5 protein-coding genes and 1 pseudogene are annotated in these 14,328 nt (G+C 69.7%); 4 read left to right on the forward strand and 2 right to left on the reverse strand.

The window, feature by feature from the left end; genetic code table 11:
* Positions 1–167 precede the first annotated feature (167 nt).
* A complete protein-coding gene (locus AC3ET4_RS24220) occupies positions 168–1,142 on the reverse strand; it encodes a serine/threonine-protein kinase (protein WP_431952834.1) in 975 nt (324 codons plus the stop codon).
* Between the two features lie 222 nt (positions 1,143–1,364).
* On the opposite strand from AC3ET4_RS24220, the gene AC3ET4_RS24225 reads away from it, so the two are divergent.
* The 3 genes from AC3ET4_RS24225 to AC3ET4_RS24235 all read left to right on the forward strand — a co-directional run bounded on the left by AC3ET4_RS24225 (position 1,365) and on the right by AC3ET4_RS24235 (position 13,874).
* Positions 1,365–6,644: a DEAD/DEAH box helicase gene (locus tag AC3ET4_RS24225; protein ID WP_431952836.1), complete on the forward strand. Its 5,280-nt coding sequence runs from the start codon at positions 1,365–1,367 to the stop codon at positions 6,642–6,644.
* Positions 6,645–6,771: 127 nt separating this feature from the next.
* Entirely contained in the window at positions 6,772–9,723 is a 2,952-nt protein-coding gene (locus AC3ET4_RS24230; RefSeq protein ID WP_431952838.1) for a helicase-related protein, read from the forward strand.
* Complete coding sequence (locus AC3ET4_RS24235; RefSeq protein WP_431952840.1) at positions 9,720–13,874, forward strand: Eco57I restriction-modification methylase domain-containing protein; 4,155 nt, start codon at positions 9,720–9,722, stop codon at positions 13,872–13,874. Before AC3ET4_RS24230 ends, AC3ET4_RS24235 begins: the two co-directional genes overlap by 4 nt.
* On the opposite strand, the gene AC3ET4_RS24240 is transcribed toward AC3ET4_RS24235, so the two are convergent.
* Entirely contained in the window at positions 13,862–14,011 is a 150-nt protein-coding gene (locus tag AC3ET4_RS24240; RefSeq protein WP_431952842.1) for a hypothetical protein, read from the reverse strand. The two genes, AC3ET4_RS24235 and AC3ET4_RS24240, sit on opposite strands and share 13 nt — an antisense overlap.
* Between AC3ET4_RS24240 and AC3ET4_RS24245 the strand changes: the two are divergent.
* Positions 13,997–14,328, forward strand: a pseudogene (locus AC3ET4_RS24245) (ComF family protein); the annotation flags it as partial. The gene AC3ET4_RS24240 and the pseudogene AC3ET4_RS24245 sit on opposite strands and share 15 nt — an antisense overlap.

Here is a 14,328-nt window from a genome sequence, read left to right on the forward strand (position 1 = left end):
GCTGTACGACACGTACAGCGCCTTTCCGGCCGGGTGCAGCCCACGAACAGCAGGCACCGTTCGGCCAGGTCGGTGACGTGCTTGCCGGTGTCACCGCTGACTCTATTCGGACTCTGACAGCGGCAGGGTTGTATGCCTGTGGGGCTCCCGGTCGGCGTGGGGGTGGGTCATTGCGCCGGCCGGCCGCTCCGCCCAGATGCCGCCCACGCCCGCACCGGCCGGGCGTCGGGTCCCATCGGATGTGTGAAGGGCCGCAGCGGGTCCACTTCGGCCCACGGGACGAGTGCCTGTTCGGGGGCGCGGCGCTCGGGCAGCCAAGTGGCGAGGCGCCGCCACACCTCGCCGGCGTGTGCAGGCCGCTCGTCGGGGTCCTTGGCCAGCAACTGGATTACCAGGTCCTCCAGTTCGGAAGGGATGCCTCCGCGGAGCCTTCCGGGCGGTACGGGCCGCCGCTCAAGGATCATGGTGGGCAGCATCAGTTCGGACTCGTGCGTGAAGACCGGCTCGCCCGTCAGCATCGCGTACAGCAGACAGCCCAGTGCGTACAGATCGGTCCGGGGGTCGACCGGCTTGCCCAGCACCTGTTCCGGCGCCATGCACTCCAGGCTGCCTGGGCGCTCGCCGGTCGTGGTGAGGCCCGCGGTGTCCGGATCGAGGAAGGCGGCGACGCCGAAGTCAAGAACCTTGACCATACCGTCCGTGCGGATCACGATGTTGCTGCCTTTGAGGTCGCGGTGCACGACGTCGCGTGCGTGCACTGACCCTAGGACCGAGGCGATCTGGACGCCGATCGACGCGGTCTCCTCGATGGAGAGCGGGCCCTCCTCGGCGATCCGGTCGTCGAGCGCCGGCCCGATCACGTACTGCATGACGAGAAAGCGGGTGCCGCTCTCCTCCCCCAGGTCGTAGACGGTGGCGAGCCCCGCGTGGTCGAGCCGGGCGACGGCCTGCGCCTCCCGGCGGAACCTTTCGGCATCACGGGCGCGCTGCTCCTCCGTCAGCCCCAAATCGACGTTCATGGTCTTCAGTGCCACGTCACGGCCCAGGTTCTCGTCGTGGGCGAGCCAGACGACTCCCATGCCACCCCGGCCGATGAGTCTTTTGATCCGGTAGCGATCGGCGATCAGTGTTCCGGTGTTCATTCGCGCTGCGGCCCGTCCCCTCCGTGCCCTGCCGCGCCCTGCCCGGGCTGCTGTCAGGGAGAGTGTGACATGGCGGCGCTTCGAGCGCCGCCTGCGTAACATTCTGTATGTTGACTGAGTTCACAGAATGTTGCTCTAATGGGGTGAAGGGAGTGGGGCGGTTCGCCCCTCAACACCCACTACGGTGATGTGTGGATCGCGTCGGGAGCGAGTGAGGATTACGTGGACGTCTTCGAGGTGCATCGCCGGCTTATCCGCGACTACAAGGAGTACACATCCGGATCGGTGGTGATCGACGACCCTCGGATCGGCGAGAAGGTGTCCAAGTCCCTCGCTGACGGCGACCAGTGGCCCGACCCCTGGCTCTCGCTCAACCCGAGTTTTGCGCCCGGCGGCACCGTCGACCACCTCGCCGACGACCTCGGTCTCCTCCATCCCGAGTGCAAGCGGATCTTCCGCACTGGCAAGGACAAGCAGGGCGCGACGATCCGTCCCATCCGGTTCCACCAGCACCAGCGCGACGCCATCGAGGCTGCCGACTCGAAAGACTCGTACGTCCTGACGACCGGCACCGGATCCGGCAAGAGCCTCGGCTACATCGTGCCCATCGTCCACCGGATCCTTAGCGAGAAGGAGCCCGGAGCCGCCCCGAGTATCAAGGCGATCATCGTCTACCCGATGAACGCCCTGGCCAATAGCCAGCGGGGCGAGCTGAAGAAGTTTCTCACCGCCGGATACGGCGCAGGCAACGAGCCCGTCACATACGCCCGGTACACCGGCCAGGAGAAGCAGGCCGAGAAGGACGCGGTGCTGGAGACTCCGCCGGACATCCTGCTCACCAACTACGTGATGCTGGAGCTGATGCTCACCCGCCCTGAGGAGCGCAAGCGGCTCATCGGCCGGGCCAAGGGCCTGCGCTTCCTGGTCCTGGACGAACTGCACACCTACCGCGGTCGTCAGGGCGCCGACGTCGCCCTGCTGGTCCGGCGTGTCCGCGAGGCCTGCCAGTCGCCCGCGCTGCAGTGTGTTGGCACCTCCGCCACCATGTCCACCAAGGGCACCCCTGCCGCCCGCCGACGAGAGGTAGCGGACGTCGCCTCCACCCTGTTCGACACGGAGATCTCCCCAGACCGGGTGGTGGGCGAGACGCTGGTCCGCGCGACCGGCGACATAACCCCCACGCGTGCCGAACTTGCCGCCCGTGTACGGGAGAACAACCCTCCGCTGGAGTACGACGCACTCGCCGCCGACCCGCTGGCCCGCTGGGTTGAGACCGCCTTCGGCCTTACCGAGGCCACCGACGAAGACGGCACCCGCCTTCTGGTGCGCGCCAAACCGACCACTGTGGAGCTCGCCGCGCGCGCGCTGCGCGAGGACGCCTTCGGCATCCCGCGCGACGCACCCGAGGAGGAGCAGTACACCGCCTGCGCCAAGGCCATCCGGTCCACGCTCCGGGCCGGCACGCAGGTCCGCGACGCCGAGGACCGCGCGCTGTTCGCGTTCCGCCTCCACCAGTTCCTCTCCAAGGGCGGCTCGGCGTACGTCTCCCTGGAGTCGGAGGAGAGTCGCCACATCACCCGCACCTACCAGCAGCGGGTGCCCGGAGAGCCGGAGAAGCTCCTGCTGCCGCTGTCCTTCTGCCGCGAGTGCGGCCAGGAGTACCTCACCGTGGCCCGCGAGCAGAGCGATGACGGCACGGTCGCCTTCCGTACTCGTGAGGAGGCGGACGATGAACAGGGCTACCTCTACCTCTCGGCCGCCAACCCGTGGCCCGATCGCGTCGTGGACGCGATCGACCAGCGCCGCTTCCCCGACAGCTGGCTCACCCTCGACCCGAAGAAGGGCACGCCCGTTCTCACCGCGAGCCGTAAGAAGCGCGCCCCACAGCCCGTATGGGTGAGGCCTGACGGCACGACGGTGGACAAGGATGGGGGCGGCCTGCACGCCGCCTACGTGCCCGCCCCGTTCCTGTTCTGCCTGGAATGCGGGGTCAGCTATGAGCAGGTCAAGGAGCGGGACTTCGCCAAGCTGATGACGCTCGACCAGGAGGGCCGCTCCACCGCCACCTCCGTCGTCAGCGCTTCCATCGTCCGCCACCTCAAGAGCCTGCCGGAAAGCGAACTCGACGAAGACGCCCGCAAATTGCTTACGTTCGTCGACAACCGGCAGGACGCCAGCCTGCAGTCCGGGCACTTCAATGACTTCGTCATGGTCACCCAGCTGCGCGGTGCCCTCTACCGCGCGATGCTGAAGGCGGGGGAATCGGGCCTGCGCTGGAAACGGCTGGGCGAGGAAGTCGTGGCCGCCATGGGGTTGGCACGCCATGAATACGCCAACAACCCCACCGAGGTAGAGGCGCTCGCTGAGGAAACGCTGAGCGCCCTGGCCCAGGTGGCGGAGTACCGGCTCTTCCTTGACCTGGAGCGCGGCTGGCGAGTCACCATGCCCAACCTGGAGCAGACCGGCCTGCTGGGCCTGGAGTACGCGGGGCTCGATCAGATCGCCCACGACGAGGAGCGGTGGCAGCGCGCCGCCGGGCCGCTGCGCACCGCGACCCCGGCCACCCGGCTCGACCTGGCCCGCGTTCTCATGGACGAGCTGCGCCGTCAGCGTGCCGTGGACACCCCGTACTTCACCGAGGCCAAGTTCAACGAACTGGGCAAGGAGTCCGCCAAGCTCAATGACGCATGGGCCATCGCGGAGACCGAGTCCGCGCCCCCCGCCCCCGGCGTCGCGGTGCCCCGCGCCGGCCGGCCCGGCCGCTCGGGGCGCACCCGCAGTGAGCTGAATCTCACCGGTCGCACCGCCTTCGGCCGTTACGTCCGCAAACGGGAGACCTTCCCGGACTGGAGCCATGACCTCTCGCTCGACGACGCCCAGGACGTGATCCGCGACCTGCTCGAGGTCCTCGCCGACGGCGGCGTACTGAGCCGGGTCACCCAGGGCCGCGGCGAGGAACCCGGCTACCAGATCCACCACCCGGTGATCCGCTGGCATGCCCGCGACGACGAGTACGGCGCGGTTGACCGGCTGCGCCGTACCTACCGCACCGGCCGGGGCCCCCGCGTCAACGCCTTCTTCAAGAACCTCTACAAGGAGGTCGCTTCCACCTTCGCCGGACTGCACGCCGCCGAGCACACCGCCCAGGTCCACCCCGAGGTGCGTGAGGAACGGGAGCGCCTGTTCAGCAAGGGGCTTCCGCTGCCCCTGCTGTACTGCTCGCCGACGATGGAGCTCGGCGTCGACATCGCCAGCCTCAACGCCGTCAACCTCCGCAATGTCCCGCCCACCCCCGCCAACTACGCCCAGCGCTCGGGCCGCGCCGGCCGCTCGGGCCAGCCCGCGCTGGTCACCACGTACTGCGCGACCGGCAACAGCCACGACCAGTACTACTTCACCCGCTCCGACCAGATGGTTGCAGGCACCGTCGCCCCGCCCCGCCTCGACCTCGCCAACGAGGACCTGCTCGCGTCCCACGTCCACGCCATCTGGCTCGCCGAGACCCGCCTGGAACTCGGGCGCACCATGACGAAGATCCTGGACGCGGACGGCAAAGCCCCGTCGCTGCGGCTGCTGCCCGAGGTACAGGAGCAGATCGGCAGGCCGGCCGCCCAGCAGCGCGCCCTGGTGCGGGCCCGCACCGTCCTTGCCGGCTGCGTGGACGCCCTGCGTGAGACGTCCTGGTGGCACGAGCAGTGGCTGGAGGACACCATCGCGAAGGCTCCCGGGCGTTTCGACGAGAAGTGCGGACGCTGGCGGAACCTCTACCAGAAGGCGCTGGAGGAGCGAGAGATCCAGCACGACAACATCCGCAACCGCACGGCGACCGGCCGTTCCCAGGCCCAGGCCGTCCGCCGCCGCGCCCAGGCGGAAAACCAGATCGCCCTCCTGGAGAACAGGCAGGGCGGCGAGCGCACGGTGCTGTCCGACTTCTACCCGTACCGCTACTTCGCCTCCGAGGGCTTCCTGCCCGGCTACTCCTTCCCCCGCCTGCCGCTCGCCGCGTACATCCCCGGTACCGGCCGCAGTACCCGTGGCCACGACGGCGACTACCTCCAGCGCTCGCGCTTCATCGCGATCCGCGAGTTCGGGCCGGGTGCGCTGATCTACCACGAGGGCAGCCGGTTCAAGGTGGACCGGGTGCAGTTGCCGCCGGAGACCAGTGGCGAACTGACCACCGAAAGCGCCAAGGTGTGTCAAGCCTGCGGCTATCTGTCTCCGGAGGAGCGACGCGAGGACACCTGCCATGGCTGCGGCAGCTCGTACGGCGATCCCCGCACCGGGCTGCTGCACCTGCATACCGTCTTCACCCAGCGCCGCGACCGGATCTCCTCCGACGAGGAGGAGCGCCAGCGTACGGGTTACGCGGTGGAGATCTCCTACCGTTTCAAGCAGCACGCAGACGGCCGGGACGGTTCGCTCCGCGCCGAGGCGAAGGCCGCGGCCGGCCGGCTCCTCGCCGAGCTGGTCTACGGCGACAGCGCCACTGTCCGGCTCACCAACCTGGGCTACCGCCGCTCGGTCGCGAAGGGCGAGATCGGCTTCTGGCTCGACCCGGTCACCGGCCAGTGGCTGGCCGGCTCGACCGGCCAGCAGAGCACGAAGGCGCCCGGCCGGGAAACCCCGGTGGAGGACGAGGGCCTCGCCGACGCGGACAAGGCCCTGCGCAAGATCCCCGTCATCCCGTACGTCCAGGACACCCGCAACATTCTCGTGCTCAAGCTCGCGGCCCCCGTCGACCGGGACACCGCGATCACCCTCCAGTACGCGTTGGAGCGGGGCATCGAGGCCGAGTTCCAACTGGAGGACTCCGAGCTGGACACCGAGGAGCTGCCGCCGGACGACGGTCCTCGCGAGCGGCTGCTGTTCATTGAGAGCGCCGAGGGCGGCGCCGGCGTCCTGCGCCGGCTGCAGGCCGAGCCCGACGCGCTCGCCCGCGCCGCCCGCCGGGCCCTGGAGATCGCGCACTTCGATCAGGTCGGGCGCGACCGGGGAGCCGAGAAGCGCACCGGGGATCCCTGCGAGAAGGGCTGCTATGACTGCCTGCTCTCCTTCGGTAACCAGCGCCACCACCGGGCGATCGACCGCCACCTGGTGAAGCAGCTGCTGATGGACTTCGCGGGCGGCGAGGTCGGCTCCAGCCACGCGGGCCGCACCCGCGACGAGCAGGCCGATGCGCTTATCGAGGGCGCCGACTCCTCCCTGGAGGAGCGGTTCATCGCCTACCTCAGGACCCACGGCCACCGCCTGCCCGACCACCAGCAGGTGAAGTTGAGCGCGGCCCTGTCCAAGCCGGACTTCGTGTACGACACCTCATTCGGCCCTGTCGCGGTCTTCGTCGACGGCCCGCATCACGACCACACGGAGACGACGCTGCGTGACGAGGAGGCCGCGGAACGGCTGAAGGAGATCGGCTGGGAGGTCATCCGCATCCACTACACCGACGACTGGTCGAAGGCCGTCGCCGACTACCCTTCTGTGTTCGGCGAAGCACGCCGCTGACCTCGGAGCCGGGGACGGGCCCCGTCGGCCCGTTCCCATCCCAGGCCTCGCCGACGAGCCGTCCGGTCACCGCCCCGGTTCGCTCCGCCCGACCGACCTTTGCCCGCCCCGACCCCGGAAGGCCCGCATGACCACCGCCGCCCAGCCGACCCGGCAGTACGCCGTCGGCTCCCTCGTCCACGCCCGGGGCCGCGAGTGGGTCGTGCTGCCCGACTCCACACCCGACCTGCTCGTCCTACGCCCGCTCGGCGGCGCCGACGACGACATCGCGGGCGTCCTGCCCGGCCTGGAGACCGTCGTCCCCGCCACCTTCGCCCCGCCAACTCCCTCCGACCTGGGCGATCAGCAGGCGGCCGGGCTCCTGCGCACCGCCCTGCGCATCGGCTTCCGCTCCGGCGCGGGGCCCTTCCGGTCGCTCGCCTCGATCGCCGTCGACCCGCGCCCGTACCAGCTGGTCCCGCTGCTGATGGCGCTGCGCCAGGACACCGTCCGGTTGCTGATCGCCGACGATGTCGGTATCGGCAAGACGGTGGAGGCCGGGCTGATCGCCGCCGAGCTGCTGGCGCAGGGCGACGCCCGCGGCCTGGTCGTGCTGTGCTCGCCCGCCCTCGCCGAACAGTGGCGGGCCGAGCTGTACGGCAAGTTCGGCGTTGACGCCCGCCTCGTGCTGCCGTCCACGATCGGCCGCCTGGAGCGCGAGACCCCGTACGGCCAGTCGGTCTTCCGTCCTGACGGTGCGTATGTCGTCTCCACCGACTTCATCAAGTCCCCCCGTCATCGGGAGGACTTCTTGCGCAACTGCCCCGACCTGGTGATCGTCGACGAGGCGCACTCCTGCGTGTCCGACTCCACGGTCGGCGCGTCCGCCCGCTCCTCCCAGCAGCGGTATGCGCTGCTGCGCGCCCTCGCCGACCGGGCGGACCGCCACCTCCTGCTGGTCACGGCCACCCCGCACAGCGGCAAGGAAGAGCCGTTCCGCCGCCTGATCGGCCTGCTCGACGACCGCTTGGCCGCCGTTCCCCTCGATACCGACGCCGGCCGCAGGCTCCTCGCCGAGTTCTTCGTGCAGCGCCGCCGCGCCGACATCCGCGAGGACTTCCAGGACGGCGCGCACTTCCCGTCCTCCCGGAACACCGCCGAAACCGCCTACACCCTGCACCGCGACTACAAGAAGCTTCTCGACGAGGTCCTGTCGTACGCCCGCGAGACGGTACGAGCGGCCGACGGCGCCCTCCAGCAGCGCCAGCGCTGGTGGTCCACCCTCGCCCTGCTGCGCACCCTGTCCTCCTCCCCGGCTGCCGCCGTGCAGTCCCTGAACACCCGCGCCGGCGTCGAGGAGGCGGACACTCCCGCCGAGGTGGACCGCACCGGAGAGCGCACTGTCTCCGACCCGGCTGACAGCGACACCCCCGAGTCCGCGGACGCGGTACCGGGCACGCAGCTTCCCGCTGGATCCGCTGCCGATGGTGACAGCGAGGTTGACGGCGAGGAGAAGGCCCGCCTCATCGCGATGGCCGAATCGGCCAAGAAGCTCTACGGCCCCACTCGCGACGCCAAACTGAAGAAGCTGATCACCACCGTCTCCGACCTCCTCGACGAGGGCTACCGGCCCATCGTCTTCTGCCGCTACATCGCGACCGCCGACTACGTGGCGGACCACCTCAGGAAGGCCCTCAACAAGAAGGGCGCCGAGCACCCGGTCGCGGTCGCCTCCGTCACCGGCGAACTCTCGCCGGACCAGCGCGTCACCCGCATCGCCGAGATGACCGGCACCGACGAGGACGGCAATCCCGCACCCGAGCGCCGTGTCCTGGTCGCCACCGATTGCCTGTCCGAGGGAGTCAACCTCCAGGAGTCCTTCGACGCGGTCCTCCATTACGACCTCGCGTGGAACCCGACCCGCCACGAGCAGCGCGAGGGCCGCGTGGACCGCTTCGGCCAGCGCACCGACGTCGTCAAGGCGCTCACCCTGTACGGCGCCGACAACCCCGTCGACGGCATCGTCCTCAATGTCCTGCTCCGCAAGCACGAGCGGATCCGCCGCGTCACCGGCATCTCCGTGCCCGTGCCGCAGGAGTCCGAGAGCGCCATGCAGGCCGTCTTCGAGGGCCTGATCCTGCGCGGCGAGCGGTCGGCGTACGAGCAGGAGGGGCTGTTTGCGCAGGAGGAAGTGGCCGAGCAGCTGGAGATCGCCTGGCAGTCCTCCGCCGACCGGGAGAAGCGCTACCGCTCCCGCTATGCCCAGCTTACGATCAAGAAGGAGGAGGTGGCCGCCGAGGTCGACGAGATCCGTGCCGCGCTCGGCACCGGCGAGGAAGTACGGGACTTCACCCGCCGCGCCCTGGGCGCCCTGCGGGGCATGCCCGCCCCCACGAAGCAGGGCGGTTTCACCGCGCACATCGACGCCCTCCCGCAGGGCCTGCGCGACACCGTCTCGCACGCGCTCGGCCCCCGCCACCCCCGCCCGGTCGTCTTCCACGACGCCCCCAGCGCCCCACGCGGCGAGGCCGCCCTCACCCGCACCGATCCGGTGGTCGCCGCTGTCGCCCGCTTCGTCCTGGACGCGGCCCTCGACGACGCCGGCAAGGTCCCGCAGTGGCAGCGGCCGGCCCGCCGCTGCGGAGTCGTCCGTACCGCGTCCGTGGAGCGGAACACCACGCTCCTGCTCGTGCGTCACCGCTTCCAGCTGAACTTGCCCGCCCGCGACGGCTCGGTGCGCGAGCAGCTCGCCGAGGACGCCCGCGTGGTCGCCTACCGCGGCCGGCCCGACGCGCCCGAGTGGCTGCCGGAGGACGAGGCTGTGGCCCTCCTCGACGCGCGCGCCACCCAGAACACCGACCCGAAGTTCGCCACCGAGCACATCGCCGAGGTTCTAGCCGCCCTGCCCGCTCTCATGTCCGAACTGCGAGACCAGTCAGTCGAGTTGGGCCAGACCCTGGAGGCCTCGCACCGCCGGGTCCGCACCGCCTCCCGCGCCCGCCTGGCGGGCCTGAAGGTCGTCCCCCAGGGCGACCCGGACATCCTGGGTGTGTACCACTACCGCCCGGCCACGACGTTCCCCCAGGGAGTGGGCGCATGAGCACCGCCAGGACCCTCGTCACCGACACCGTTGCCACCGTCGGCGGCCTCCTGCCGTACGACCTCCTCGTCCGCATCAAGGAGGGCAAGGAGCAGACCGGTTCCAAGCCCGCCGACTACCGCCTGTACGCCAAGGGCGACTCGGTCCGGGACGCCGCCGAGCGCTCCTGGGGCTACCTGCGCGGCGTGTGGGCCGCCTACCAGGACGCCCTGGCCCGCGACGGCGCCGACGCCGACCCCGGCGTGCACGCGGTCGGCGTCACCACCGAACGCTGGCTGCTGCCCCTCTTCGAGCAGCTCGGCTTCGGCGCCCTCGCCCCCGTGCCCGCGCCCGGCCTGCGCTCCCGCGACGGCGAGAAGGATTTCGAGGTCAGCCACCACTGGGCGAACGTCCCTGTCCACCTCACCGGCTGGAACGTCCCCCTCGACCGGCGCACCACCGAACTGGCCAAGCAGGCCCCGCAGTCGATGGTGCAGGAGTACCTCAACCGCTCGGCGGACTCCACCCTCTGGGGCGTCCTCTCCAACGGCCAGCAGCTGCGCCTGCTCCGCGAATCCGCGTCCCTCACCGGCGCCGCGTTCATCGAGTTCGACCTCCAGGCGATCTTCGATGGCGACCGTTCCGACGACTTCGTCCTCCTGTGGCGGCTGCTGCACCGCACCCGCTTCGAGCCCCGCGCCGAGGGCGAGGCGGCCGCGACCTGCCTGCTGGAGAAGTGGCGCGCCGAGGCCATCGACAGCGGAACCCGCGCCCTGAAGGAGCTCCGCAAGGGCGTCGAGAAGGCCCTGATCGTGATCGGCTCGGGCCTGATCGCCCACCCCGACAACGCCGACCTGCTCAAGGCCCTGCGCACCCGCGACAAGAACGTCCGCGACGACCTCCACCCGGCCTTGCTCCGCCTCGCCTACCGCCTGCTGTTCCTCTTCGTCGCCGAGGACCGCGACCTACTCCTGCACCCCGAGTCCACCGAGCACGCTCGCGAGACGTACGAGAAGTACTTCTCGACGGCTCGCCTGCGCCGCCTCGCCCGCCGCACCGGCACCCTGCACGGCGACCAGTGGCAGGCCTTGCAGCTGGTCATCAAGGGCCTCGGCACGCCGGGCGGCCGCCCCGAGCTCGGACTCCCTGCGCTGGGCGGCCTGTTCGAGCCCAGCGGTACGGACGCGATCCTGGACGGCCTCAGCCTGTCCAACAAATCCCTGTACGAGGCGGTACAGGCCCTGTCCGAGGTGTACGACGCCAAGCTGGGCCGCCCCCGCAAGGTCGACTACCGCCACCTCGGCGCAGACGAGCTCGGCTCGGTCTACGAGTCACTGCTCGAACTGGAGCCGCGCCTCGGCGAGGGCGACGAGTACGTCCTGGCCAAGCTGGACGGCAACGACCGCAAGACGTCCGGCTCTTACTACACCCCGTCCCCCCTTATCGACTGCCTCCTCGACTCCGCGCTCGACCCGGTCATCGACCAGGCCGTCCGCTCCGGTACGACGAAGAAGGAGCGCGAGGACGCGCTGCTCGCCCTGACGGTGTGCGACCCTGCCTGCGGCTCCGGCCACTTCCTGGTCGCCGCGGCCCGCCGCATGGCCCGCCGCCTCGCCGAGATCCGCACGGACGACCCCGAGCCGAGCGCCGAGGACGTACGGCACGCGTTGCGGGACGTCATCGCGCGGTGCGTGTACGGCGTCGACCTCAACAAGATGGCCGTGGAGCTGGCCAAGGTGTCCTTGTGGATCGAGGCGATGGAGCCGGGCCGGCCGCTCACCTTCCTCGATGCCCACATCAAGCACGGCAACGGGTTGCTGGGCACGACGCCAAAGCTGCTGGCCGGTGGCCTGCCGGACGACGCGTTCAAGCCGCTGGAGGGCGACGAGTCGAAGCACGTCACCGACCTGAGGAAGCGCAACGCCGCCGAGCGGGCGGAGTGGCTGGCCGCGCTGCGCCGGGGTGTGAGCCAGGGTGCGTTGTTCTCGGAGGAGGAGGTACTGGCCGAGTCCAACGCGGAGTTCGGTGAGAAGGTCTCGGCGATCACCGGGACGGACTCGCGGGAGCTGGAGGACGTTCACAACCAGGCCAAGGCGTACCGGGAGCTGACCACGTCCCGGGACTACATCCGGGCGCTGGAGCTGGCCGACGCGTGGTGCGCGGCGTTCGTCTGGAGGAAGACGAAGACGGCGACGCCGCCCGCGCTGACGACGAAGTCGCTGCTGGCCCTGCACTCCGAGGACGGCGGCGCGAGCCTGCCGGACGGGACGGTGGAGGAGGTCGTGCGGCTGCGGGCGGAGTACCGGTTCTTCCACTGGCATCTGGAGTTCCCGGAGGTTTTCCGGGTTCCGGCGGACCCGGCGGCGCCGGGGGTGGACGACCGGACCGGATGGAAGGGCGGGTTCAGTTGTGTGCTGGGGAATCCGCCGTGGGAGCGGGTCAAGCTCCAGGAACAGGAGTTCTTCGCCACCCAAGACGAGAAGATTGCGAACGCCGCGAACAAGGCGGCGCGTGAGCGCATGATCGACGCGCTGGCCGAGAGCGAGGAGGAGGCGGACCGCACGCTGCACACCGAGTTCATCGAAGCGCGCCGCCTCTCCGAGGGCGTCAGCCATCTGCTGCGCAACTCGGGCCGCTTCCCGCTGGCCGGACGGGGGGACGTCAACACGTACGCCGTCTTCGCCGAAGCTGCCTCCCTGGGCATCGCTCCGAGGGGACGCCTGGGCCTGGTCCTGCCGACCGGCATCGCCACCGACGCGACGACGGCACCGTTCTTCTCGGACCTGGTGCGCACAGCGCGGCTCGCATCGTTCCTGGATTTTGAGAACGAGGCGTTCATCCTCAGCCGGGACGTGGACCACCGGGTGCGCTTCTCTCTGCTCACGACCACCGGCGTTGGCACGCGCGTCGACGAGGCGTCCTTCGCCTTCGGCACGCGGTATATGGAGGACCTCGACAGCCGACGGTTCGCCATGCCCCCAGAGGAGATCCTGCTGGTCAACCCCAACACGGGTACGCTTCCGGTGTTCCGCACCCGTCGGGATGCAGAGATCACTCTCGGGATCTACCGACGGGTCCCGGTCCTGATGAAGGAGCCGGACGAGAACGGCTTGGGCGGGACCAACCCGTGGGGTCTGACGTTCATGCGTATGTTCGACATGGCCAACGACTCCCACCTGTTCCGGGGCAAGGACGAGTTGGAGGCCGAGGGCTGGCAGTTGGCCGGCAACGTCTTCACGCGCACTGAAGCGGGGGTGAAGCGCCGGTACCTCCCGCTGTACGAGGCTAAGATGCTCCACCACTTCGACCACCGCCTCGGCACGTACGAGGGCCAGACCCAGGCCCAGGCCAACGTCGGTACCCTCCCGCGCGTGACCCCGGAACAGCACGATGACCCCGACTTCGTGCCGCTGCCCCGGTACTGGGTGCCGGAGCAGGATGTGGACTCCGGCAAGCGGGACAAGAAGGGCAACCGGATCATGTGGGCGGGGGTGGAGACGCGGCTGGCAGACAAGAAGTGGTACGAGAACTGGCTTCTGGGGTGGCGTGACGTGGCTCGGTCCACGGACACCCGAACCATGATTAGCTCGGCGCTTCCCGCTTACGGGGTAGGAGACAAGTTCCTGCTGGCCTTCGCGCCTGACGATGCTGCCGTTCTGCTCTCGGTCTTCAACTCGTTCGTCTTCGACTACGTGACGAGGCAGAAGCTGTCCGGCACCGCGCTGAAGTACTTCGTGCTGCGCCAGCTCCCTGCCGCCACGCAGGTTGAAATCGCGGCGTTGGATGGCCTGCTCGGCGGTAACGCAATGAGCTGGGTGACCTCACGCTCGTTGGAACTCGCGTACACATCCAGAGACATGGCTCCGTTCGCCAGTCACCACAGAGACGAGGGAGCCCCCTTCCGCTGGGACGATACACGCCGCGAACTTCTCCGTGCGGAGCTTGATGCGGCCCTGTTCCATGTGTATGGACTCAGTCGCGCGGACGTGGAGTACGTGATGGACGCGTTCCCCACGGTCAGAAAGCGGGAGGAGGCCCTACAGGGGACTTACCGAACCAAAAACCTCATCCTCGAGATCTACGACCGTATGGACATTGCGCGAGCGGCTGGCGACGAGTACCGAACGGTGCTGGACCCGCCGCCGGGCAAGGGTCCGCGTCACGCGGCCTGAGTGTCGCGGATCTCGGGTGGGTGGGTCAGAACCCGTCCTGCCCGAGGTTCGCGACGAATCCGGCCCACGCATCCCGTGAACGCGAGCCGCGGACCGCCGCCCCGTTCCTTGGAGCCCCGTACGTGGACGCGGGTCACGTCGGCGGCGACCTCGACGTACTGGCCGCCTTCGCCGCTGAGGTGCGACGTCTCAAAGACGAGGGGGTCTGGGGCTGGGCCACCATCTTCGGGCGTCTGGTCGTGGGATGGATGGAGCGAAACCCGGACCGGATGGCCGGCGTCGATTTCGCCGTCGGCAATCCGACCCGGACGGGCCGCACCCCGATCCAACACATCGAGGAGTTCCTGAAGGCCGCCGCCATCGAGGACACGGCCGACCGCTGGCGCTTCCCGACCTCCCCGGTCCTTGTCAAGCCCGTGGACACCGACCGCTCGGCCGGGAAGAACCGCGAGGC

Source organism: Actinacidiphila sp. bgisy167, from assembly GCF_057707665.1.